This is a genomic window from Maribacter sp. R77961, from assembly GCF_044594925.1.
Lineage (GTDB): Bacteria > Bacteroidota > Bacteroidia > Flavobacteriales > Flavobacteriaceae > Maribacter.
The window spans coordinates 3,257,871-3,279,612 of the sequence record NZ_CP138991.1 but is presented as its reverse complement, the minus strand read 5'-3'; the positions used below and the strand labels follow the sequence as shown (position 1 = coordinate 3,279,612).

At 37.8% G+C, this 21,742-nt stretch carries 24 protein-coding genes; 13 read left to right on the top strand and 11 right to left on the bottom strand.

What is annotated here, in order from left to right:
• Nucleotides 1-114: 114 nt before the first annotated feature.
• From SJY09_RS14080 to SJY09_RS14060, 5 genes are all read right to left on the bottom strand, one after another.
• Nucleotides 115-696: a uracil-DNA glycosylase family protein gene (locus tag SJY09_RS14080; protein WP_396636353.1), complete on the bottom strand. Its 582-nt coding sequence runs from the start codon at nucleotides 694-696 to the stop codon at nucleotides 115-117.
• A 9-nt stretch (nucleotides 697-705) separates the two neighbouring features.
• On the bottom strand, nucleotides 706-1,836 hold the full coding sequence (locus SJY09_RS14075; protein WP_396636352.1) for a DUF819 family protein: 1,131 nt from the start codon (nucleotides 1,834-1,836) through the stop codon (nucleotides 706-708).
• A 17-nt stretch (nucleotides 1,837-1,853) separates the two neighbouring features.
• A complete protein-coding gene (gene rsmI / locus SJY09_RS14070) occupies nucleotides 1,854-2,525 on the bottom strand; it encodes a 16S rRNA (cytidine(1402)-2'-O)-methyltransferase (protein ID WP_396636351.1) in 672 nt (223 codons plus the stop codon).
• Between the two features lie 9 nt (nucleotides 2,526-2,534).
• Nucleotides 2,535-2,891 (bottom strand): DoxX family protein, encoded by a 357-nt coding sequence (locus SJY09_RS14065; RefSeq protein ID WP_396636350.1) that lies wholly within the window; start codon nucleotides 2,889-2,891, stop codon nucleotides 2,535-2,537.
• 91 nt (nucleotides 2,892-2,982) lie between these two features.
• On the bottom strand, nucleotides 2,983-3,672 hold the full coding sequence (locus SJY09_RS14060; RefSeq protein WP_396636349.1) for a hypothetical protein: 690 nt from the start codon (nucleotides 3,670-3,672) through the stop codon (nucleotides 2,983-2,985).
• A gap of 355 nt (nucleotides 3,673-4,027) precedes the next feature.
• On the opposite strand from SJY09_RS14060, the gene SJY09_RS14055 reads away from it, so the two are divergent.
• The 7 genes from SJY09_RS14055 (at nucleotide 4,028) to arfB (ending at nucleotide 11,558) form a co-directional block, all read left to right on the top strand.
• A complete protein-coding gene (locus SJY09_RS14055; protein ID WP_396636348.1) occupies nucleotides 4,028-4,672 on the top strand; it encodes a thymidine kinase in 645 nt (214 codons plus the stop codon).
• The gene (gene alr / locus SJY09_RS14050) at nucleotides 4,665-5,771 is read left to right on the top strand and encodes an alanine racemase (RefSeq protein ID WP_396636347.1); all 1,107 of its coding nucleotides are present in this window, start codon (nucleotides 4,665-4,667) and stop codon (nucleotides 5,769-5,771) included. Before SJY09_RS14055 ends, alr begins: the two co-directional genes overlap by 8 nt.
• 88 nt (nucleotides 5,772-5,859) lie before the next feature.
• Nucleotides 5,860-6,261 (top strand): large conductance mechanosensitive channel protein MscL, encoded by a 402-nt coding sequence (mscL, locus tag SJY09_RS14045; RefSeq protein WP_396636346.1) that lies wholly within the window; start codon nucleotides 5,860-5,862, stop codon nucleotides 6,259-6,261.
• A 306-nt stretch (nucleotides 6,262-6,567) separates the two neighbouring features.
• Nucleotides 6,568-7,557 (top strand): aspartate-semialdehyde dehydrogenase, encoded by a 990-nt coding sequence (locus SJY09_RS14040; protein WP_396636345.1) that lies wholly within the window; start codon nucleotides 6,568-6,570, stop codon nucleotides 7,555-7,557.
• 92 nt (nucleotides 7,558-7,649) lie between these two features.
• On the top strand, nucleotides 7,650-9,806 hold the full coding sequence (locus tag SJY09_RS14035; RefSeq protein ID WP_396636344.1) for a prolyl oligopeptidase family protein: 2,157 nt from the start codon (nucleotides 7,650-7,652) through the stop codon (nucleotides 9,804-9,806).
• 85 nt (nucleotides 9,807-9,891) lie between these two features.
• A complete protein-coding gene (locus SJY09_RS14030; RefSeq protein ID WP_396636343.1) occupies nucleotides 9,892-10,866 on the top strand; it encodes an ABC transporter ATP-binding protein in 975 nt (324 codons plus the stop codon).
• A gap of 287 nt (nucleotides 10,867-11,153) precedes the next feature.
• Nucleotides 11,154-11,558: an alternative ribosome rescue aminoacyl-tRNA hydrolase ArfB gene (gene arfB / locus SJY09_RS14025; protein ID WP_396636342.1), complete on the top strand. Its 405-nt coding sequence runs from the start codon at nucleotides 11,154-11,156 to the stop codon at nucleotides 11,556-11,558.
• Nucleotides 11,559-11,570: 12 nt separating this feature from the next.
• Here the strand turns inward: arfB and SJY09_RS14020 are convergent, their stop codons facing one another.
• The 5 genes from SJY09_RS14020 to SJY09_RS14000 form a co-directional block, all read right to left on the bottom strand.
• Nucleotides 11,571-11,942 (bottom strand): SnoaL-like domain-containing protein, encoded by a 372-nt coding sequence (locus SJY09_RS14020; protein WP_396636341.1) that lies wholly within the window; start codon nucleotides 11,940-11,942, stop codon nucleotides 11,571-11,573.
• Between the two features lie 87 nt (nucleotides 11,943-12,029).
• A complete protein-coding gene (locus tag SJY09_RS14015; RefSeq protein WP_396636340.1) occupies nucleotides 12,030-12,500 on the bottom strand; it encodes a 3-oxoacyl-ACP synthase in 471 nt (156 codons plus the stop codon).
• Nucleotides 12,490-13,107: a hypothetical protein gene (locus tag SJY09_RS14010; RefSeq protein WP_396636339.1), complete on the bottom strand. Its 618-nt coding sequence runs from the start codon at nucleotides 13,105-13,107 to the stop codon at nucleotides 12,490-12,492. Before SJY09_RS14010 ends, SJY09_RS14015 begins: the two co-directional genes overlap by 11 nt.
• 175 nt (nucleotides 13,108-13,282) lie before the next feature.
• Entirely contained in the window at nucleotides 13,283-14,395 is a 1,113-nt protein-coding gene (locus SJY09_RS14005; RefSeq protein WP_396636338.1) for an NAD(P)/FAD-dependent oxidoreductase, read from the bottom strand.
• 92 nt (nucleotides 14,396-14,487) lie between these two features.
• Nucleotides 14,488-15,033, bottom strand: coding sequence for a hypothetical protein (locus SJY09_RS14000; protein WP_396636337.1), 546 nt, complete (start codon nucleotides 15,031-15,033; stop codon nucleotides 14,488-14,490).
• Between the two features lie 482 nt (nucleotides 15,034-15,515).
• Here SJY09_RS14000 and SJY09_RS13995 point away from each other — a divergent pair, with 482 nt between their 5' ends.
• The 6 genes from SJY09_RS13995 to SJY09_RS13970 are packed head-to-tail and all read left to right on the top strand — an operon-like array spanning nucleotide 15,516 to nucleotide 20,398.
• Nucleotides 15,516-16,199, top strand: coding sequence for a lycopene cyclase domain-containing protein (locus tag SJY09_RS13995; protein ID WP_396636336.1), 684 nt, complete (start codon nucleotides 15,516-15,518; stop codon nucleotides 16,197-16,199).
• Nucleotides 16,196-16,846, top strand: a complete 651-nt coding sequence (locus SJY09_RS13990) for a carotenoid biosynthesis protein (RefSeq protein ID WP_396636335.1) — start codon at nucleotides 16,196-16,198, stop codon at nucleotides 16,844-16,846. The genes SJY09_RS13995 and SJY09_RS13990 overlap by 4 nt, the downstream gene beginning before the upstream one ends.
• Nucleotides 16,847-16,849: 3 nt before the next feature.
• Nucleotides 16,850-17,470 carry a 1-acyl-sn-glycerol-3-phosphate acyltransferase gene (locus SJY09_RS13985; RefSeq protein WP_396636334.1) on the top strand — a complete coding sequence of 207 codons (621 nt, stop codon included), beginning with the start codon at nucleotides 16,850-16,852 and terminating at the stop codon, nucleotides 17,468-17,470.
• Entirely contained in the window at nucleotides 17,467-18,570 is a 1,104-nt protein-coding gene (locus SJY09_RS13980) for a glycosyltransferase (RefSeq protein ID WP_396636333.1), read from the top strand. The genes SJY09_RS13985 and SJY09_RS13980 overlap by 4 nt, the downstream gene beginning before the upstream one ends.
• Nucleotides 18,540-19,298, top strand: a complete 759-nt coding sequence (locus tag SJY09_RS13975; RefSeq protein WP_396636332.1) for a tetratricopeptide repeat protein — start codon at nucleotides 18,540-18,542, stop codon at nucleotides 19,296-19,298. The genes SJY09_RS13980 and SJY09_RS13975 overlap by 31 nt, the downstream gene beginning before the upstream one ends.
• A gap of 17 nt (nucleotides 19,299-19,315) precedes the next feature.
• Entirely contained in the window at nucleotides 19,316-20,398 is a 1,083-nt protein-coding gene (locus SJY09_RS13970) for a DUF4056 domain-containing protein (RefSeq protein ID WP_396636331.1), read from the top strand.
• Nucleotides 20,399-20,468: 70 nt separating this feature from the next.
• Here the strand turns inward: SJY09_RS13970 and SJY09_RS13965 are convergent, their stop codons facing one another.
• Complete coding sequence (locus SJY09_RS13965) at nucleotides 20,469-21,671, bottom strand: SMI1/KNR4 family protein (protein WP_396636330.1); 1,203 nt, start codon at nucleotides 21,669-21,671, stop codon at nucleotides 20,469-20,471.
• Nucleotides 21,672-21,742 lie beyond the last annotated feature (71 nt).

Sequence of the window (21,742 nt, the reverse complement as noted above, 5' to 3'; positions counted from 1 at the left end):
AGAAAATTTCGTTAAACTGTTATGTTTTTCTTTCTTAAACAGCTTTAAGAAATTCTAAAAAACAATTTGACTTTTAACTCAATTTGCGGCATTAGTGGTTTTAACTAAAATACCCTATTTCACTTCGCTCATAATTGCACTAATCAATTCTTTTAATTCTCCCACAACCTCATCTTCAAACCAAGGATTCTTAGCCCGCCAAAAATGATTTACAGGCGAAGGATGTGGTACCGGAAAATAGGTAGGAAGAAACTCTTGAAAAGACCTTACGTTTTCCGTCAAATTTTTCTTTGAGTTTTCTTTCAAATATTCGTCTTGGGCATACTTACCGATCAAGAGAATTAATTGTACATTTTTGAATTGCTCCCAAACCAAATCGTGCCACAATGGAGCGCATTCTTTGCGAGGAGGTAAATCTCCCGTTTTAGCTTTGCCAGGAAAACAGAAGCCCATAGGAAGCACCGCAAAATTATCGGGATTGTAAAATTGTTCCTCGGTAACGCCCAACCACTCTCTTAATTTTCTTCCACTGGGATCGTCCCAAGCCTTGTTATGGTCATGTGCTTTCTTACCGGGCGCCTGACTCACCAATATAATTTTTGAATTCTGGTTTCCAGTGATAATAGGTCTAGGCTCTAATGGCAGGTGTGCCGCACATACTTGACAAGCTCTAATTTCTGAGAGTAATTTCTTCATTGGTTTTTTCTAGGAAGTCATGAAACGCTTTAACAACCATATCGTTAACATACCCCAAAAAGTACCTGTGGCCATACTTAGGATAGCCAGAACAATGGCATGTGGCATCCATCTTATATTATATGCAGCCGTTACCGCAGGAGCAGTGGCAATACCACCTACATTGGCCATACTGGCTATAGGTACCCAGGCCATATTTACGTTTAGTAATTTGGCAATAAGTAACATAAATATGAAATGCCCCACTAACCAAACGACAAGGAAACCAAGAAATTGGGTATTAAAGCCTAGAGTAGCCAACTGTAATTTTAATCCCAAAACGGCCATCACGATTATTATTAAAATACCTCCTGTTTTTAAAGCGAATTTAAAATTCCATTGCGGGATAAAATTACTCAACGCCAAACCTAAGAAGGATAGCAATACCACTTTAACCACAAAACTTTCGATTAAAAAATTAGTTAGTACCACTAACCCAAGAAGTATGAATGCACTTAGCCAAGGGTTCAGTTTTGCGCCTTTTTCAGCACGAATATCTTCAGGAATAGCGATATCGGATATCTTGAACCATGAATTGAGCTTGTCACTTTTCTTGATACCTTGAAACATGAGAATAGTCCATACGTTGACCAGAATATTATCCATTACCAGTACGGTAAGGAAGATATTCTCTGGGCATTCCACTAGTTCCTTTAAAACCAATTGACTGGTGCTACCACCAATCCAACTACCAACAATTGGTGGTATTCCCATCCAATAACTTTCGGATACTATAGTTTTTGAAATAAGTTCCGTATCGGCAAACAACCACATTAACAATACGGGAAATACCGCTATAAATAAAGACCCAGCGGCAAATACCACTATTGGTTTTAACCCAATTGCTTTTAGTTGACCTAAGGACAAACTACTCATTACAGCTATAATGGCCAAGGGTATAAAATAGTCCTTACTGAAATTATGGATACTTGCCTGAGAATAGTCAGCATTCAAAACATAAGAGACAATGGCAGGAATAATATAGGCCAAAAGAATTGCGGGCACCCAATCAAACAAGGATTTAACGTGCTTGTTCTCCCATCGGTCTAGATAATAAACGGCTATAACCGTAAATGCAGAGATAATCCATGGTGCTAACATGGGTTCAATGTAAGAAACTATTTCTTGCCGCCAACAACAATCACTATTTCTCCTTTAGGCGGCTTTTCGGTATAATAATTAAGCACTTCTGCTGCAGTTCCTCTTACCGTTTCTTCATATAATTTGGTTAGCTCCCGTGATACCGATATGGGTCTGTCTGCCCCAAAATATTCCACAAAATTAGCTAAGGTCTTTAATAACTTATGAGGAGACTCATAGAAAATTATTGTTCTTGTTTCTTCGGCCAAAAGCTTCAATCTAGTCTGTCTTCCCTTTTTAACAGGAAGAAAACCTTCAAAGACAAACTTATCGTTTGGCAGCCCACTATTGACTAAAGCAGGTACAAAGGCGGTTGGTCCTGGCAAACATTCTACGGCAATGTCATTTTCCAAACAAGCTCGGGTCAACAGGAATCCTGGATCGGAAATTGCTGGTGTTCCCGCATCTGAAATTAGCGCTAACGTAGCCCCGGCTTTTAGTTTACTTATAAGATTAGCAATGCTTCTATGCTCGTTGTGCATATGATGACTATGCATTTGGGTAGCAATATCAAAGTGCTGTAGTAGCTTTCCGCTAGTACGTGTATCTTCTGCTAAAATTAAATCTACCTCTTTAAGTATACGTATAGCTCTAAGGGTAATATCCTCTAAATTACCAATTGGCGTTGGCACCAAATATAACTTTCCCATAGGACAAAGTTAAGGCCTTACTTGCTTTCCCGTAAAATACGATATCAAAATTGCAAAAAAAGCAATGACCGCAAACAAATGCTGACCATCACTAATCATCCAATGTGCAAAAAATGCTAAGACCACATCATAGAAGAAACCAGCGTATGCCCATTCTTTTAACCATTTGGAGAAATTGCCCCAAATAGCTATTAAACCTAATATTTTAGCTATAGCCAAAGGGTAAATAAGATACGTAGGATAGCCCATACTCTCGAAAAAACCAGTAATCATCTCATGGTTAAAGAAATAATTGAAAACCGAGAAGCACATAATAGCCGTTAAAATCCCAGTCGATAAATAGTAAAGAAGTTTTTTTGCCTTCATTTGATTTGTATTGCCAATCATTTAAGCATAGCTGTTGCACATAAAAAACCCAACACTTCTGTTGGGCGCTATTTTAAATCTTACGAACAAATTAAACGAACCTTCGTTCTATCAGTTCCATAAAACGCAATTCGTACTCTTCTTTTCCTTCCCAATTATTATAATCAGGTTTTACCATATTCTTTATGAATGCTACTGAACGTTCTTCCGTATCAATAGTATTTAACTGTGACAATACCCGATTGTAATCTTCTGTACTATCGTTAAAAAGATGTTTTACAAAAGCCAACCTGTTATTTAAGTCTACTTTTAAATCTTTATTTCCGAGTCGGTCATTTAATGATTTTGGAGCTTCTTGAGCGGCTTCAATGGTTTCATTAGAAGGCATGAACAACTCTTTATCGTTCTTCATTAAATCTGGTTTTCCCATAAACTCGCCAAGCACATCTTCTAAATTCTCAGAACTAGGCATTTCTGAAACCATGTCTTTAATCGTATCCATACCGGGAGTCATAATATCCTCTTCGTGCGGATTATTTTCCGGTACGGAGGCATTAGCGTTCAAAACAGCTCCTGCCATTTGCTCAAATTTCTCTGCAATGACACTCTTAGAAACATCAACTTGGATATCGTTTAGTTCTTCCTCAATGAATTTAAGCACAGCTATTTTTTCGTATAGCCTTTTAGCGGCCTCATAGAGTTCCGTAATTTCATTTATATCTCTAGATGTGATAATGTCCGTAGACATTTTTACCAATTCCTGTTTTAACTTTCTTTTCATCTAAGGCTTTTTATCTTCTGCTCGCAGTTAGGATAAGTGACTATTATACTATTTACTATTTCTCCCTGACCACCGTAACTTTATAGCTTACAAATTAATCTATTTCATGGTATTAAGGTCTCTTTTTCAAATAACTTTAGCATTCTATAATCTAGAACGAAAAAACGGCTTATTTTAGTTCAAGAGACTTTTTAAAAAATCATTGATTGCTTTTTTTTGTCTCTTTTTGCGCATAACTTCGTTTAAAATTGAAAGTTTAATTATACTTTACTTTGAATTTTTCCTTCGTTCCGAATCAAAATAAACGACAGAAAATTTAACGATGATTTTCTAAATTAGTCTCTAAAATTACAAAATGTTTCTCGAAAATACAGTTAACCATAAGGAACAGTTCGGTTGGATAGAAGTTATCGCTGGGTCTATGTTTTCTGGTAAGACCGAGGAATTGATACGCCGTTTAAAGCGGGCAAAGTTCGCCAAACTTAACGTAGAGATTTTTAAACCAATGGTAGATACCCGTTATGACGATGAAATGGTGGTCTCTCACGATGCGAATGAAATACGTTCCACGCCTGTTCCTGCGGCGGCCAATATTCGTATACTGGCAGACACCTGCGATGTTATTGGAATAGACGAAGCTCAATTTTTCGATGACGAGATTGTAACCGTTTGCAATGATTTGGCAAATAAAGGAATCCGTGTAATTGTAGCTGGGCTGGATATGGATTTTAAAGGTAATCCTTTTGGACCCATGCCAGCACTTATGGCCACTGCGGAATATGTGACCAAAGTACACGCCATTTGTACCAGAACCGGTAACCTGGCCAACTATAGTTTTAGAAAATCCGATAGTAATAAATTGGTAATGCTTGGGGAAACAGAAGAGTACGAGCCTTTGAGTAGGGGAGCGTTTTATAAAGCGATGCTAAAGGAAAAGGTAAAAGAAATGAACGTGGCCTCAGAAGAGATAAAAGCTTCTAAAAAAGATTCCAATGTCTAATTACGGAGAAACCGTTCTAGAAATAGACCTGAAAGCCTTAGCACATAACTACGCCTATTTGCGTTCTAGATTATTACCGGAAACTAAATTTTTAGCCGTGGTAAAGGCTTTTGCCTATGGTAGTGCCGTTGAAAAAATAGCACTGAAACTACAAGATCTAGGTGTTGATTATTTTGCTGTAGCTTATGTAAATGAAGGCGTGACCCTTCGCGATTTAGGCATAACGAAACCCATCTTGGTATTACATCCACAGCCTGTCAATTTTAAAACCATTATAGCACGTTGTTTGGAACCTAGCATTTATACGCCGAACATTTTAAAGCAATTCCTAGAAATTGCCAAAGCCGAAAACCAAAAGGATTATCCTGTGCACCTGAAGTTCAACACGGGATTAAACAGATTGGGCTTTTCGGAAAATGATATCGATTTCATAGCAGCAACACTCCATGGACGAAAAGAGCTAAAGGTAAGCTCCTTGTTTTCACATCTAGCGGCCTCAGAGGATTTAAAAGAGGAAAAATTTACTATATGTCAGATTGAAAGATTTAAGGGTATCACTTTAAAACTTCATTCTAAATTAGACTATGCCCCTTTTCAACATCTATTGAACACCTCTGGTATTCTTAATTATCCCCAAGCACAGTTTCACATGGTGCGCAGTGGCATTGGCCTTTACGGATACGGGAATGATGCTCGTGTAGATTCAGAACTAAAGCCTGTAGCTTCACTTAAAACAATTATATCTCAAATACACCAATTGGCACCTAAGGAGAGTGTTGGATACAATAGGGCTTTCGTCTCAGAAACTTCAAGAACCATAGCTACGCTCCCTTTAGGGCATGCTGACGGTATTGGTCGACAATACGGAAACGGAAAAACATATGTTCAAATCAAGGGTGAAAAAGCTTTTATCGTAGGCAATGTTTGTATGGATATGATTATGATAGATATCACTGATATTGACTGTAAAGAAGGTGACGAAGTTGTAGTCTTTGGGCCTGAGTTGTCCGCACAGCACTTTGCAGAAAAGGCCAACACCATTTCTTATGAGCTGTTAACTGCTATATCTACACGTGTTAAGCGCGTAATTCTGAACTAATAACCAGGAATTAACGTTTTTTTAAGAATCCTTTTTTTTTCATACATTGCAGCTACTTAATAATAACCATATTTTAAAACACTAAATCATGTTAAAAGAATTCAAGAATTTTATAATGACAGGAAATGTCATTGATTTCGCAGTAGCCGTAATCTTGGCAGGTGCTGTTGGCCTAGTAGTTAACGGTTTTGTTGCTGATATTGTAATGCCAGTTGTTGGTCATTTTGCAGGAGGAATAGACTTTGCAGATATGAAAGTAGTATTAGACGAAGCGGTAGTTGCTGCTGATGGAACCGTGACTAAAGCTGAAAATGCTATTCGTTGGGGTGCTTGGGTCAACACCATCGTTAACTTGATCATTGTAGGTTTTGTAATGTTTATGATTGTAAAAGCTTACAATAAAACAAAAACTCCGCCGGCACCAGAGGCGCCAGCAGGACCAACTGCAGAAGAACTTCTTGCAGAAATTAGGGATGCACTAAAAAAGTAAATTACATATCTCGCAATTTATTCGGGATAAGCCGCTGCACTGCAGCTAACCTTAAACCGCCATTATCGTTTCGCTAACGACAATGGCGGTTCTTTTTTAGTGAGCTCATAAAGTGCTTTGGTTTACCTCTGTGAATTCATCCTGAGCGTGGCCAAAGCATCTGTTTATTTCTGTCCAATATCTTCTAATCCCTATGTCATTTTGTTGTAATTATAACTTTTTGTTATATTTTGATTATTCTATATGATTTGTCTTGTACAACTCCTATGAATACCTATTTTTGCCTTTCAATTTTAATAAGTTCAAATGAAAGTAGCAGTTGTAGGTGCCACGGGGATGGTTGGCGAAGTAATGTTGAAAGTATTAGCGGAACGGAATTTTCCAATAACTGAACTATTATTGGTCGCTTCGGAACGCTCTGTGGGTAAAAAATTAGCCTATCTAGATAAAGAATATACTATAATAGGACTTGCCGATGCGGTGGCTGCTAAACCAGATATCGCTATCTTTTCTGCAGGCGGTGATACCTCTCTAGAATGGGCGCCAAAATTTGCAGAAGCTGGCACTACAGTAATCGATAATTCTTCGGCATGGCGTATGGACCCCACTAAGAAACTTGTGGTGCCCGAAATAAATGCTGCCGAGCTCACCAAAACCGATAAGATTATTGCCAACCCCAATTGCTCCACTATACAATTGGTTATGGCATTAGCTCCGTTGCACGAGAAGTATAAAATGAAGCGCGTTGTAATTTCTACCTATCAATCCGTTTCCGGTACCGGCGTAAAAGCGGTACAACAATTAGAGAACGAAATAGCTGGCGTTCAAGGAGAGATGGCCTATCCCTATCCTATTGGCCGCAATGCCCTTCCGCATTGCGATGTATTCATGGAAAACGGATATACCAAAGAAGAAATGAAATTGGCACGGGAGCCTCAAAAAATATTGGACGACAGAAGCTTTTCTATTTCCGCAACCGCCGTACGTATTCCTACTGCTGGGGGTCATTCTGAATCTGTTAATGTGGAATTCTTGAATGATTTTGAATTGAATGAAATTCGTCAAACCTTAAACGATACTCCTGGTGTTACGGTACAGGATAATCCAGATACCAATACCTATCCCATGCCCATCTATGCGCATGATAAAGACGAGGTTTTTGTGGGTCGCATTAGAAGGGACGAGACACAACGCAATACCCTGAACATGTGGATTGTAGCAGATAACCTAAGAAAGGGAGCAGCTACGAACGCCGTACAAATTGCCGAATATCTAGTAGCGAACGAATTGGTCTGATGCTAACTTAGAAAACAGTGTTAAAACCTTCAAAACATCCCTGTCTTGAAGGTTTTTTTATGCTATTTTTAGCGCGACTAATTTCTAAGAACATGAAAAAATTAATTACCTGTTTTGCAGCAACCATATTACTTGTTGCCTGCACTACCGAAACTAAAAGAGAGCCTATCCTTGTGAACTACCCTACTACCGCTAAAGTTGATACCATTGACACTTATTTTGGAAACGAAGTAAAAGATCCGTTTCGTTGGCTTGAAAATGACCGCAGTGCTGAGACCGAAGCTTGGGTAAAAGAACAGAACAGCACCACCTTTGGTTATTTGGACAACATTCCTTTTCGGGATGATTTAAAAGACCGGTTGGCAAAATTATGGAACTATGAAAAGCTAGGTTCACCATTTAAAGAAGGAGATTATACCTATTTCTATAAGAATGATGGTCTACAAAACCAATACGTCGTCTATAGACAAAAAGGTGACGAAGAGCCAGAAGTATTTCTAGACCCTAACACCTTTTCCGAAGACGGTACTACCTCTTTGGCCGGATTACGCTTTACAAAAGACGGCACTATGGCCACTTATCTTATTTCCGAAGGTGGTAGCGATTGGCGCAAGGCTATCATCATAGACACAGAAACCAAAGAAGTTGTAGAAGACACATTGGTAGACATCAAATTCAGCGGAATATCTTGGCGTGGAAAAGATGGCTTTTATTACTCTAGCTATGATAAGCCCAAGGGAAGCGAACTATCTGCGAAAACCGATCAGCACAAGGTTTACTATCATAAACTGGGAACGCCCCAGAAAGATGATGAACTGGTTTACGGGGGAAAACCCTTGGAAAAGCATCGCTATGTAGGTGCCAGTGTAACTGAAGATGACAACTATTTAATTATTTCCGCTTCGGTATCCACATCAGGAAATAAGCTTTTTGTACAGGATTTAAAGGACCCTAATGGCCTTTTAATACCAATGGTAGCCGATACAGATTCTGATAATTACATCATTGACAACGTAGGTTCTAAACTCTACGTAGTCACGAACAGAAATGCACCTAATCAAAAAATTGTAACTGTTGATGCTGCCAATCCAAGTCATGAGAATTGGGTAGATTTTATTCCTGAAACAGAGAATGTACTGAGCCCAAATACAGGTGGAGGTTATTTCTTTGCAGAATATATGGTCGATGCTATTTCAAAAGTACTTCAGTACGATTATGATGGTAAATTAATTAGAGAAGTGGAACTTCCTGGAGTTGGTAGCGCCAGTGGTTTTGGAGGAAAAAAGGAGGACAAGGAATTCTATTTCGCATTTACCAATTACAACACCCCAGGCTCCTCCTACAAATACAATGTAGAAACTGGTGAGTACCAACAATATTGGAAGCCCGAAATAGATTTTAATCCTGCAGATTATATATCTACCCAGGTCTTCTACTCCTCAAAGGACGGCACTAAAGTTCCTATGATCATCACTCATAAAAAAGGATTGGAATTAAACGGTAAAAATCCGACCATCTTATATGGCTACGGTGGCTTCAATATAAGTCTTACCCCTTCTTTTAGTATAGTTAATGCCGTTTGGATGGAACAGGGAGGTGTGTATGCCGTACCAAATCTTAGAGGTGGCGGGGAATATGGAAAAAAATGGCATGATGCAGGCATCAAAACCAAAAAACAAAATGTGTTCGATGATTTTATAGCCGCTGCGGAATATCTTATCGAAAAAAAATACACCTCTAGTGATTATTTAGCCATAAGGGGTGGCTCTAATGGTGGTCTTTTGGTAGGCGCCACAATGACACAACGACCAGATTTAATGCAGGTTGCCTTGCCAGCTGTTGGTGTTATGGATATGCTTCGCTACCATACATTTACAGCAGGCGCAGGATGGGCCTATGACTACGGCACGGCAGAGGATTCCGAAGAAATGTTCAACTACTTAAAAGGATATTCACCTGTTCATAACGTAAAGGAAGGTGTTTCATATCCAGCGACCATGGTTACTACAGGTGATCATGATGATCGTGTAGTCCCTGCTCATAGTTTTAAATTTGCAGCTGAACTTCAGGAAAAACAGGCCGGAGACGCCCCTACTCTTATACGTATTGAGACCAATGCAGGTCACGGTGCAGGTACTCCTGTGAGCAAAACCATTGAACAGTATGCAGATATCTTTGGGTTTACGCTATACAATATGGGTTATAGTCAACTCCCTAATCAGGCGGTATTAAAAGAGTTTAAGGAATAATAAGGATATATCAATAAATCACAGGAAAATCCGTTCGTAATAGTAACGGATTTTCCTTTTTAATACCCATACATAGTACATTTAAATGCTGCGAATAGAAAACGTCTCCTATACCTATGATAAATTACCTGTCCTAGAGGATATTAATTTAAGAATACAACGACGGGAACATGTTGCCATTATAGGAGAAAGTGGCTGCGGAAAAAGCACCCTGTTAAAAGTTATTTATGGTCTAATGGATTTAGACCAAGGTGAGATCTTTTGGGAAGACAGACCCGTTCTTGGTCCGGCCTTTCACTTGGTGCCTGGGGCATCCTTTATGAAATACCTATCGCAGGACTTTGATTTGATGCCATTTACTACGGTTGCCGAAAATATTAGTCAATACCTCTCCGTATTCTATCCAAAAGAACTAAAAGCGCGTACGCAGGAACTTCTAGAAATGATTGAACTTACTGAATTTGCCAACAAAAAGGTGAATACACTAAGCGGTGGACAACAGCAACGAGTGGCCCTGGCTAGGGTACTGGCTCAAAAACCAGAAATACTTTTGCTAGATGAACCCTTTGGACATATAGATAACTTTTTAAAGAACAGTTTAAGAAGAAATATTTTCAAGTATTTAAAAGAAAATGGTATTACCTGTATCGTTGCAACGCACGACGCTAATGATGTGCTCCCTTTTACCGACCGCGTTTTTGTCTTGCGAGATAAAACCATCATTGCTCAAGGAAAACCAATGGATCTGTACAAAAATCCAAAAGACCTATACATCGCATCACTTTTTGGGGAGGCTACGAGCATTGCCATTGATGTGCTTAAATCTTATGGAAACACCAAACGAAAAATAATAGTTTATGCACATGAATTTCGGGTTTCAGATGTGTCCGGTATACCAACTACGGTAAAAACATCGTATCCCATGGGTAGCTACTATTTAGTTCAGGGACTTATGGATAACGGTGAAAATGTTTTCTTTCATGCTCATGAGGACTATGCAGCTGAAAAAAAGCTTTTTCTTAATGTATCCATAGAAACCATAAACCAACGTATACAATAAATTTATTCGCCGTAACTTATTGATTTTTAAATACTTAAATACTATTAAACGAAAATAATCGCGATTTCATCGAAATAAGCGATTTCTTACAAACTATTTTTAAATCTGATGCGTTATAGCAATTGAAATTTTTAAATCATAGTTATGAAACGTTTACATTTAGCACTTGCCCTGATTGTATTTTCATTGTTACTTTTCCCTGTTTTTATAAAATAAATAGGGCAACAATTCCTAAAATAAGTACGATCACATAGTGATTTCCTATTTTTGCTACAAGACACATCGTTTTGGACAGCAATAGTATTATACAAGAACTTCAGTTTAAGGCCATAAGAAGTAGTGGTCCTGGCGGTCAACATGCTAATAAGGTCTCTTCCAAAGTAGAACTAACTTTTGATATTCCCAACTCAAAAGGCTTATCCGCAGAGGAGAAAAACCGCCTATTTTTTAAACTTAAATCAAAACTTTCTAAAGAGAACGTGCTTACATTACAGTGCGATGAATCTCGTAGTCAACACAAAAACAAGGATATTGTTATTAAACGCTTTTTTGAACTCGTAAAAAAAGCACTACTACTTCCTAAAAAGAGAAAACGCACCAAACCCTCTAGAGGTGCTATTGAGAAACGATTGCAGGCAAAAAAAAGAGCGGCACTTAAAAAGGTAAACCGCTCAAAGCCAAGATTAGATTAATCTTATTTGTCATTACATATTTTCGGTATCGTAAAAAAACTGAGCGCGTTGTATTTTACCATTAGCTACCTCATACACACATAATTCATCCATTTTTACACGTCCGCCTTGTTTAAAAGTAACGTCGCTACTCATAGGCACTACAAAATGATTTGCAGCAACTGTTGGTTCTCCAACGGAACCTCCGTGCATTTCCTCAATATTATCCGACCATTGTTTAAAGCCTTCTAAAATTTTAGCCTTCCCGTTTGTCACTTGCTCACCCATAGACCAATTGTGCATTTCAATGCTAACGGCATCATCTGCATACATATCGTAAGCAGCATCATATTTACCTTCACGGCAAAGACGAACTAATTTGTTGGCTACATCTTGTGTTGTCATGATTATTGTTTTTATTGATTAATTCCTTTCAATATAAGGAATTCTCCTTGATTTCTATACGCTAAAACTTTAGAAACATGACACTATTCATTTGATATTGAGTATCGTAGCGGTATTTTGATTGAACTGAATCGTATCTCCTATTCGTTTTCCTAATAGCAACTTGCCAATAGGAGTCGCAGGAGAAATACAGAAAAGTGATGCTTCGTTGTGTGAGAATTGCCCCGCTGAAATAGCTATATAATAAGATTGTTTGTCCGTTATGACCAAGGAACCTAACCCAATAGTTTGGTATTCCGCTGCTGCTTCAACTTTCTTTAATAGCACTTGCATTTGTTCTGCCTCCGCTAGCTGAACGCCTAACTTTTCGCGTTCCAATTGTAACATGGCACGGCCTGTCTCATGCTTATCTCCGGCACTGCTCTTTGTCTCGGAGGTCAGTGCTTGCGCTATTTCTTCTATCTGATTCTGAAGTCTATTTAAGCGCCCTAATACAAAATCAGCGCAATAGTTAAAAGCTTGTTGCTTTAATTCGGGAAGTGGAGTTTTATTCTTCAACGTGGTAAAGGTCTGCCAATTTATAGACTAAAAAATTAACCATTTTTTCACTGTCCTCACCATTGGTCATCATCCTTTTAATATCCGACCTGTTTTCAGCCTTAAAATAAGAAAGGTCTCCTGTTCTGTTCTCGCTGAAAATATTCCACGATTTTAACCCCTCTAGCATTGCTCTATGGGCCTTGTACCTTTTCGTAATGTCTTCCTTTTTGGTCTTAAACGACTTACTTGAAATTTGTTCGTCATCCTCGTTTTCCGTAATTGATCTATACGTTGCTGCGATGCGTGCGTCTGCTTTTTCTGCCTCGGTAATTATCTTAAAATAAGCTCTAGAAACAAGGGATTTGTAACGTTCTTCAAAAACTGCCTCATATTTAAAAACTGCCGCTTCTTCTGGGGCTATAATATCATCCTCCGTGCTTGCGTAAAGTAAGGCAGCCTCATTATCGGATGAATTTTTAAAAGAATCTTTCCAGGCCTGGGATTGAATCATTTCTTTCCAGACTTTATTATACGATCTTTGGTATTTGCTTTGCGTTACGCCACAACCTAAAAAAAGCAAACTACAGGCAACAACACCTGTCCACATGATATAATTTTTCTTCATACAGTATTTCAACTATGTTCTAGATATTGAATATACAAGCCTGTAGGAAATTAAGATAGTAAGGTTTGGGTATGCCTATTTCACCTTTTGTAGGACAAGCAATATATAAAGAATTTATAAGGCTTGCCGTACTTCTAGATAAGAATGCCATAAAACGGATGAACGGTCTAAAACCTTAAAAAATATTTGCCAGTTGCTTGCCGGTAGTAGTGCCGATGGCAATTCCCATGCCCCCTAAACGGATTCCGCATGCAGTATTGTCACCTATTTGTTTAATAATGGGTTTCTTTTGAGAACCTACCCCCATAATGCCGCTCCAACTATAAGCTATTTTAAACGGGGTGTGCGGCAGTATTACCTTTTTTAAAAGGTCCTCTAATTTATCCAGTACTAATGAGGTATTGCCAAATTGGCTAGTTTGCTCTGCTTTAAAATCTAAATTTCTGCCTCCTCCCAGTAAAATTCTATTATCAATATTTCGAAAGTAGTAATAGCCCTCCTGCACATGGAAAGTGCCTTTAACAGGAAGGTCTTTTATCGGTTCTGTAATCATCACTTGCGCTCTAGCGGGCAATACGTTTTCCTGTAGAAGGCTATTCGCAAAACCATTGGTAGCAATAAGTAATTTTTTTGTGTTCAGCTCCAATAAGTTGGTCTTAATGGATACGCCCTGACCATTTTCCACAAACTCTTTGACAGTGATCGCATTTAAAATTTGAATACCCGATTGCTGTGCAAGATGTACTAAGGAGTGCATCATCTTTCCTGTGTCTATCTGGCCCTCTAAAGCATGTGATATGTACTGTTGTTGTATTCCATTAAATCCAAAACGATTTCCTGATGTTTTAAAAACAGCCTCCTTAAAAATCGGTGCTAAAAGTTCATTTACCATATTGATGTTTTCCATACAGTTTTGATAGATTTCAGCATCTTGTTCTAAAAATAATTCGTGCCCTCCATGCCGCTGGTACCCTATTGCCTCATCTCCTAAAATTTTTCTCAGGGCTGCTATGCCTTTCCATCTATCTGAAACCAGGTCTACCAACTCTTCTTCTGAGTGCGTTCTTAAATCTGATAAAATTTCTGAAATACTTCCGAAACAGGCGAAACCTGCATTTTTAGTACTTGCTCCTTGAGGTAAAATCCCTTTTTCTAACACTATAATTTTAGCCTTTGGATGACGTTTTCTGAGTTCTAAAGCACAATTTAGACCAACGATACCACTACCAACAATAGTAAAGTCTATGTTCGAAATCCAAGATTTATGCTCCCAGTAACTAAAATTCATCCTACAAATTTATGTGTTTCATTTTTTAACAAGCCCACAAAGAATTAACCTGGTTAATCCTTTCGTATATGAATAGAAATTATTGACCGATTCTAATCTAGGAATTTAATGCTTCCACAATTAATTTCAAGGTCATTGATTTTATAAAAAAGTTTTTTGTCCTGTAGCTCGAAACCTGCTCGGACAACGCCGTTTAGCCCTTTGTCCGATAGCACAACATGATATAAGAGATAGGAGGTATTTGGCAGAATAGTTTTTGTTTCATCTGAAGGGACATTCCAGTTTTCATCCAAATAGGATTTCAAATCCAATCCGTAATCGGGTAAAGACTCTTTTTCTAAAGTCATTTTACGATTCGGAAAATAAAAATAGAAATTTAACCGAGGCGAGGAAGGTATGGTAAATGAATCATTTGGCAAATTAACTGCTACTTCTAATTTTCTAACTGTTTCATTAGTGATGCGCGTCCAAAAAATCACATACGTATAGGTATTGCCATTAGGTGCTATATATTTTAGCCCACCTTTTGGGTAACTATTTTGAATAGTCATATTTTCATAGGCAAACTCGGTATGAAATTGCTGCGCCCATAGTGCAGAAGAAAGCATCCATACAAGAATGAAAATTGAAAATTTCATTGTTACAGCTATTTAATTTCCTAACCGGTCACCCATCCTTCGTCATAACTATAATGCATCATAATTAAGTTCACGCTACAAAAATAAGCAACAAAACAGTGAACCTGAAGATACATTCATATTCCAAAACAGTAGTAATTATGCTTTTGACCTATGCCTAAATTAACCATATGATGGGCAAATCGTAGAATCAAAAAAATAGGCGATTTTGAAAAAGATTACTACTTTCGCACAAGACGGTAACAAGGATTTCAGGGTTGCTTAATAAAGGGTTCGGTTACTGCTAACAACTTAAAAAGCAAAGAGTGGATGTAACCTTTACCTATAGTAGCAAACTTACGGTCAATATAAATTACAACCCTTTAAAGAAATTAGGAAGTCAGCGATTTCCGTTGTCTCATTTCATTAAGCAACGAGTTCTCAGTGCTCCCCCAAATAACAGTAGATTTTCACTGGCATAGGGGAGAAGAAAATTACAAACTATGTCGCTCTATTTAATCATACTTCTAATTTCACTTGCCGGACCTCTAGCTTTGAGTTTTGAGAAAAATCTTAGGCTTTACAGACGTTGGAAATACTTGATTCCTGCAATCCTAATTACTCTATTTATTTTCGTGGTCTGGGATATCATATTTACCCATTTGGGTTATTGGTTCTTTAATCCTATGTATAATTCGGGTATTTATATTAATAAGCTGCCTCTGGAAGAATACTTATTCTTTCTTGTTATTCCGTATGCCTGTGCCTTTTCCTTTTATGCAATTGAATTTCATTTTCCTAAATTCAAGCTTAATGAGCGATCAACTAAAATCATAACCTTTTTAATAGTAGTTTTATCAGTTTCGGCAGCTTTTTTTAACACCGACCTTAGCTATACTTTGGTAGTCTTTCTTGTTTTGCCTGCTGTTCTTTTGTTCAGCTATTATTTTGCAAGACAGATTGTACAACGTTATTTAGCCATATATCCTATCTTGCTCATTCCCTTTTTTATTATCAATGGTATTTTAACGGGTACAGGAATAGAGCAAGCTGTTTTTGATTATAATCCAGCGGTAATTCTGGGAATTCGTATTTTTTCCATCCCGTTTGAGGATATGTTCTATAATTTCTCATTGCTTTTGTTACCGTTAACTTTAACTCATTTGCTTGAAAATAAATCTAAATGAATCGGATACTTACTTACTTGGTCAAGGATGGGCTTCCGATTACTTTTATAGTTTTCTACTGTGTTGGTCTGGCCTTGTATTTGATACCGTTTACCCATGAACTCTTTATCCAAATTACACCGTATACCTTGGTCTTGGTGGCCGTTGCTATCTTTTCACATCACAAAGAATGGAGTCCAAAAGTCATTGGTGTTTTGGCTGGCATTTTCCTATTAAGTTTTATCACTGAAGTCATTGGAGTAGCTACCGGTAAATTATTCGGCACTTATGTTTATGGAGAAGGATTAGGTTTTAAGATAGCCGATGTGCCCCTAATAATAGGTCTCAATTGGATGTTCTTAACCTATGCCTCAAATAGCATAATATCGAAATACACTTCTAAAAATATTCCTATTATTGTGGGTGCTGCCTTACTTATGGTATTATATGATATTTTGCTCGAAAAAGTAGCTCCCTTGATGGACATGTGGGCGTTTTTAAGAAATGATCCGCCGGTAAGTAATTATGTAGTTTGGTTTCTTATGGCCTTAGCGTTTAACTGGGCCATTCAAAAATTTAAGATAGATACGCAGAATAGACCTGCTCGCTGGTTGTTCTTTATTCAAATTGGGTTTTTTGTAATCATTGCTATTTATAACGAATATTAAAGAATGATACGCGCCAATCATAACAATTTCGTTGTAAAATTCTCTAAGTACTACACGAAGATATTAGTAGGCTTTTTTTTTGATAGCGTTACGTATTTAGGAAATTACGAAGACAAAGGATTGCCTATACTTATGATCAGCAATCATTTTTCATTTTATGATGGCTTTATTCAAATCTTATTAAATCTTAAGGTTTATAAGCGAAGGTTTAATTTTATGATGTTGGAGAAGGAGCTGCGTAAAAATATGATTTTGACAAGAATCGGCGCCTGTTCCATTAGCAAGGGAAAACGTTCTAGTTTAGAAAGTCTTGATTACGCTGTGGAACTATTGGAGAATAAAGAGAATCTTTTCCTGTTTTTTCCACAGGGAAAAATAAAGAGTATTTACACGCGTGAATTTAAATTTGAAAAAGGCCTGCTTACCCATATTCTAGATAAGGCCAAAAATGATTTTGAATTGGTGTTCAATATCAACCTTATTAATTACGGAGCAAAACTCAGACCCGATATCTGCGTCTATTATGAAACACATCGTCTACATGCAGATACTACTGCAGAAACGATAGAAAGTGCATTTAACGACTTTGCCAAAGCCTGTTTCATTAAACAAGGAGCAGTATGATCATGTTCTTGTGTGTTTTTATGATAAGCTTAGTAATCGTAAGATTGCTGATAGCGGCGACCAACTATTTTTCCTTCGCTTATTTGCCCAATGTGAAGCAGATGACCTCAAAGCCTTTTATTTCTATTTTAATACCTGCCCGGAATGAGGAAGAAAACATTGGTGTATTACTTAAACAGCTATCCAAATTGGAATACAGCGAGTTAGAGATAATAGTGTACGACGACCATTCTACCGATAATACCCAAAGTATCATAGACCATTGGGCCGCAAAGCAAGCTCCAATTAAAATTATGAACGGAAAAGAACTTCCACAAGGTTGGTTGGGCAAGAATTATGCATGTCACCAACTAGCACAGCAAGCCAAGGGAGATATACTACTATTTTTGGATGCCGACGTAAGTGTAGATAAAGACATCATAAAGCGAAGTATAAGCCACTTTGAAGAACACGAACTACAACTGCTCTCTGTATTTCCTAAACAAATTTTCAAATCTTTAGGAGAAAAAGTCTCCGTGCCATTATTAAACTATATCCTGCTCAGCCTTCTTCCACTGTTTCTTATTCGTAAATCTAGAAGTGTCATTTTTTCGGCCGCCAACGGGCAGTTTATGATGTTCAAAGCAGCTACGTATAAGGCCTTATGGCCTCATGAAAGTTTTAAGTCCCATAGAGTAGAGGACATTGCTATTATTAGAATGTATAAACAAAAAGGTCTTGCAAGTGATACGTGCTTAGGGGATAACGATATTTCTTGTCGTATGTACCCTAATTTAAACACCGCCGTTGCAGGTTTTACAAAAAATATATTCCAATTCTTCGGGGATAGTAAATTGGTCACTGTATGTTTTGGTCTTATAACCACCCTAGGGCCATTTCTAGTCTACTTTTATCTGGGAAAATGGTGGCTCATTGCCTATATGCTGGGTACACTATCCATTCGATTATTCGTAAGTTTGGCCAGCCAACAATCCGTTGTCCAAAACATTTTATTAGCAGTGCCACAACATCTTGTATTTCTTTTCATTATAGTTAAAGGACTCATTAATAATAAACAGCGAAAAATACTATGGAAAGGTCGCAACATATTACAAGATTAGCCCTTGTAATGATGATTTTGTTGCTTTTAACGCAATGGGGTTGGTCTCAGAATTCTTACCGCGATTCCATTTACAAGGCTTATTCCCGTGGGAAAATGGACAAGTGGCTTACCATTATGCAGGTTTGTGAGAAAAATGCCGATCAGCATAATTTAAACCAACAGTTAGAGCTACTCAGTTACTATTACGGGTACACGGCATGGTTAATAGGTGCTGAAAAATATGATACGGCAGAGGTTTACATTGATAAATCCGAAGCTATTATTGACGACCTATTAGAAGATTCGCCAGAAAATCCTACCCTGTTCGCCTACAAAGGAGCCTATATTGCTTTCACGATCGGTATTACAAAACTAAAGGCAATCTACCTAGGTCCTAGAAGTATGAAATTCATTAATAAATCCCTAGAATTGGATCCGGAAAATATTCAGGGAAATATTGAAAAGGGGAACTCCATGTACTATCGACCAGCCGCTTTTGGGGGGGATAAAACCGAAGCAATCGACTATTACCTAAAGGCGATAAAAAGCTTTGAGAAACAAGGTTTGGTTGTCAATAACTGGATGTACATTAACACCATGACCGCCCTGGGGCAGGCCTATGAAGCAACCGACCAGGTACAATTGGCAAAATTGTGTTATGAAAAAATCATTCGGATATTTCCAAATTTTATGTGGGTCGAAGATGAACTCTACCCAGATTTATTAAAACGTCACCATCTAAAATAAGTATACCGCTAGTACGTATGAAGCCCTACTTTCATAAAATAGTTATAACGAGCCTAAAACTAGTGCTACTCCTAGGGTTTATCTTAAAGCCTTCGGTGGTATCTTCTCAAAAAGCGGACAGCCCTGTTAATCTAAATAAAATTCCTCCGCGAATCATAAGGGCTTGTTGTGCTTTTGGATATGATTTAAAATTATGGGGCGTACCCTTCGTTAATATTGACCAAGTTATAAGTATCACTGATTTGGAGGGCCATCACTACATGGGTAACAAAAGCGAAGGTACGGGAACCGTTTATACCCGTAGGGGTGGTTTTATTGATATAGGCCACCTTAGAGATCAGATAGATTGGACACGCTATTTATATACCTTAATTATGGATAGTAAAGGAAAAGGCGATGTTGTCTTGTCTTTGCGCAACGAGGCTGGCCGCAAGAAGCTACATTTGAACATCCCCAAGACATTAGATGAAAATGACTGTATTTTATTAGCAGGAAAAATTGCTTATGATTTTTCGTTGTGGCACGAAATTTCTACCTGGTATGGCGCATCTACCCTTCCTTTTATGCCAGAAAAATTTTCTAGCTTTTCGGTAGAGGATGTCTACTCCAACTTGCTCGGTATACATGTGGGGATGAAAACCTTACGCACCAAGCTCCCTTTTAATGCTGCGGCGACCAAATTCATTGCAAGCACACTAGATAGTCTAAACGTGGTGAAGACCACTCAAGAGACCTATGATGCTTATAACGCTGTTCATAATAAATGGTATACCAATGAAAAGCGTATACCCCATATAAATATTACCTTGAAGCGCGATTTGGATGTGCTAAAATACAGTCGCCCTTGGATAGTTCCAGATATAGCTAGTACTGCTGATGATCCCGTTACCTTAGATGTTCCTCAAGTAGATAGCAAGGAAAATCTACTTACCAGTTATTATCAATTCACCATTGATGCGAATCGCCGAATTCCTGTGGAAACGCTTTTTCCAAATCGCCAAAGCAATCGCATTAGCCAAAATGATTTTAAAATATTACTGAATGCCATTACCAAAGATTTACAGCGTATGGGTGAGATTTTGAAAAGCGAAAAGGAATAACATCCTTAATGAGAAACAATCCTCAAAACTTGATACTTTGCAGCTAGTTTTTTAATTGATGTTTTTAAAATCATCTATCAAAACCATTATTTAATACCTCATCGCCCTGCTTTAATTGGTCTAGAAAATTTAACATATTATCTGCTATCAGCCGGATTTTGGTTTCATCTGCTCCAAAAGCAATGATTTGTCCGGATGTTCCTTTACTCCCGGGCGCATAATCTATGGCGAGGAAATTACCGCCTCCCGTACTAAAAAACGGAACCCAATAAGGGTTGGTATAAATGCCAATAGTTTTTCTCCCGTCTGGATGGCTATTGCCGGTTAAATCCGGTAACATCCAATTAGGGTCGTCATAAATTACTTTCCAGTTCTTCCACTCTTGTAGTATTCCTTCCGCTGTTAAAAATCCTGTATCATCAATACCATTATGTAAATCGCAGAGTACTCTTAACTCGTCTGGAAACCTATAACTTGTTAAGGATTCAAACTCCTTAAAAACGGCTTTGTTATTCTTTGACGTGGTCGGTTTTAAGTTTCTTAAGCTTATATATTCGATGAAGGTTTTCTTTAAACCTACGGTGTCTATATCAGCTCCGGAAGTGTCCTTGTATTTTTGAATGTAGCGTTGTTTTTCTTTTGCGATTTTTGCTTCATTGTACTGCTTGGGTGCATTTTTATAGAGATAGTCCCCCATATTTTCATAAGGCCTTTCATCTATTAACATTCCAGAATTTATCGATTTTTGAGAAAACTGTCCTTTTCCTAATACGAGCATGAACTGTGGATTAGGGTTCAGTTCTGGTTGTCTTTCAAATTGACCTTCTGTTCTATATTCTTCTAATCTTTGATACTGTTTTTCAAAAATGATATCCATCCATAGACCGAAGTTACTCCCGTCTTCAAAATGCATGGGGACTATTTGTTTATTGGATAGGTAGGCGAACCCTTCATATGGTAGCGCTTCTGCCTTTGGCGTTAAAAAGAAAATTTTGAGAACGCTATCTGCTAAATGATTTGATAATCTCTCTAATAGGGTATCCCTAAAACCCATAGTATCATACGATTTGTAATTTCTTGCAGCGGCGCTTTTATGGTGCGAATAATCTTTATAATAAGGCTCTGGTACTTGCGTAAATGAAATGGGGTTAAAATGAAGATCCGCATAATTCACTTTTTTTAGTTCCGCATTATAAGGAATGGTCTGTACACTCATTTTATTTAGGCATGATACGGTTAAAAGTAGTCCTATTATAATTGTCCAATATTTCATTTCAGCATTTCTATTGCTATATCCAAGATACTAAAATACATGGTACGGTCGCTATTATTAATTAAGGCTTA

Coding starts and splice junctions, on each gene's coding strand:
- SJY09_RS14080 (WP_396636353.1), bottom strand. CDS start 696: ATGAAGAAATTACTCTCAGAAATTAGAGCTTGTCAAGTATGTGCGGCA.
- SJY09_RS14075 (WP_396636352.1), bottom strand. CDS start 1,836: ATGTTAGCACCATGGATTATCTCTGCATTTACGGTTATAGCCGTTTAT.
- rsmI (WP_396636351.1), bottom strand. CDS start 2,525: ATGGGAAAGTTATATTTGGTGCCAACGCCAATTGGTAATTTAGAGGAT.
- SJY09_RS14065 (WP_396636350.1), bottom strand. CDS start 2,891: ATGAAGGCAAAAAAACTTCTTTACTATTTATCGACTGGGATTTTAACG.
- SJY09_RS14060 (WP_396636349.1), bottom strand. CDS start 3,672: ATGAAAAGAAAGTTAAAACAGGAATTGGTAAAAATGTCTACGGACATT.
- SJY09_RS14055 (WP_396636348.1), top strand. CDS start 4,028: ATGTTTCTCGAAAATACAGTTAACCATAAGGAACAGTTCGGTTGGATA.
- alr (WP_396636347.1), top strand. CDS start 4,665: ATGTCTAATTACGGAGAAACCGTTCTAGAAATAGACCTGAAAGCCTTA.
- mscL (WP_396636346.1), top strand. CDS start 5,860: ATGTTAAAAGAATTCAAGAATTTTATAATGACAGGAAATGTCATTGAT.
- SJY09_RS14040 (WP_396636345.1), top strand. CDS start 6,568: ATGAAAGTAGCAGTTGTAGGTGCCACGGGGATGGTTGGCGAAGTAATG.
- SJY09_RS14035 (WP_396636344.1), top strand. CDS start 7,650: ATGAAAAAATTAATTACCTGTTTTGCAGCAACCATATTACTTGTTGCC.
- SJY09_RS14030 (WP_396636343.1), top strand. CDS start 9,892: ATGCTGCGAATAGAAAACGTCTCCTATACCTATGATAAATTACCTGTC.
- SJY09_RS14020 (WP_396636341.1), bottom strand. CDS start 11,942: ATGACAACACAAGATGTAGCCAACAAATTAGTTCGTCTTTGCCGTGAA.
- SJY09_RS14010 (WP_396636339.1), bottom strand. CDS start 13,107: ATGAAGAAAAATTATATCATGTGGACAGGTGTTGTTGCCTGTAGTTTG.
- SJY09_RS14005 (WP_396636338.1), bottom strand. CDS start 14,395: ATGAATTTTAGTTACTGGGAGCATAAATCTTGGATTTCGAACATAGAC.
- SJY09_RS14000 (WP_396636337.1), bottom strand. CDS start 15,033: ATGAAATTTTCAATTTTCATTCTTGTATGGATGCTTTCTTCTGCACTA.
- SJY09_RS13995 (WP_396636336.1), top strand. CDS start 15,516: ATGTCGCTCTATTTAATCATACTTCTAATTTCACTTGCCGGACCTCTA.
- SJY09_RS13990 (WP_396636335.1), top strand. CDS start 16,196: ATGAATCGGATACTTACTTACTTGGTCAAGGATGGGCTTCCGATTACT.
- SJY09_RS13985 (WP_396636334.1), top strand. CDS start 16,850: ATGATACGCGCCAATCATAACAATTTCGTTGTAAAATTCTCTAAGTAC.
- SJY09_RS13980 (WP_396636333.1), top strand. CDS start 17,467: ATGATCATGTTCTTGTGTGTTTTTATGATAAGCTTAGTAATCGTAAGA.
- SJY09_RS13975 (WP_396636332.1), top strand. CDS start 18,540: ATGGAAAGGTCGCAACATATTACAAGATTAGCCCTTGTAATGATGATT.
- SJY09_RS13970 (WP_396636331.1), top strand. CDS start 19,316: ATGAAGCCCTACTTTCATAAAATAGTTATAACGAGCCTAAAACTAGTG.
- SJY09_RS13965 (WP_396636330.1), bottom strand. CDS start 21,671: ATGAAATATTGGACAATTATAATAGGACTACTTTTAACCGTATCATGC.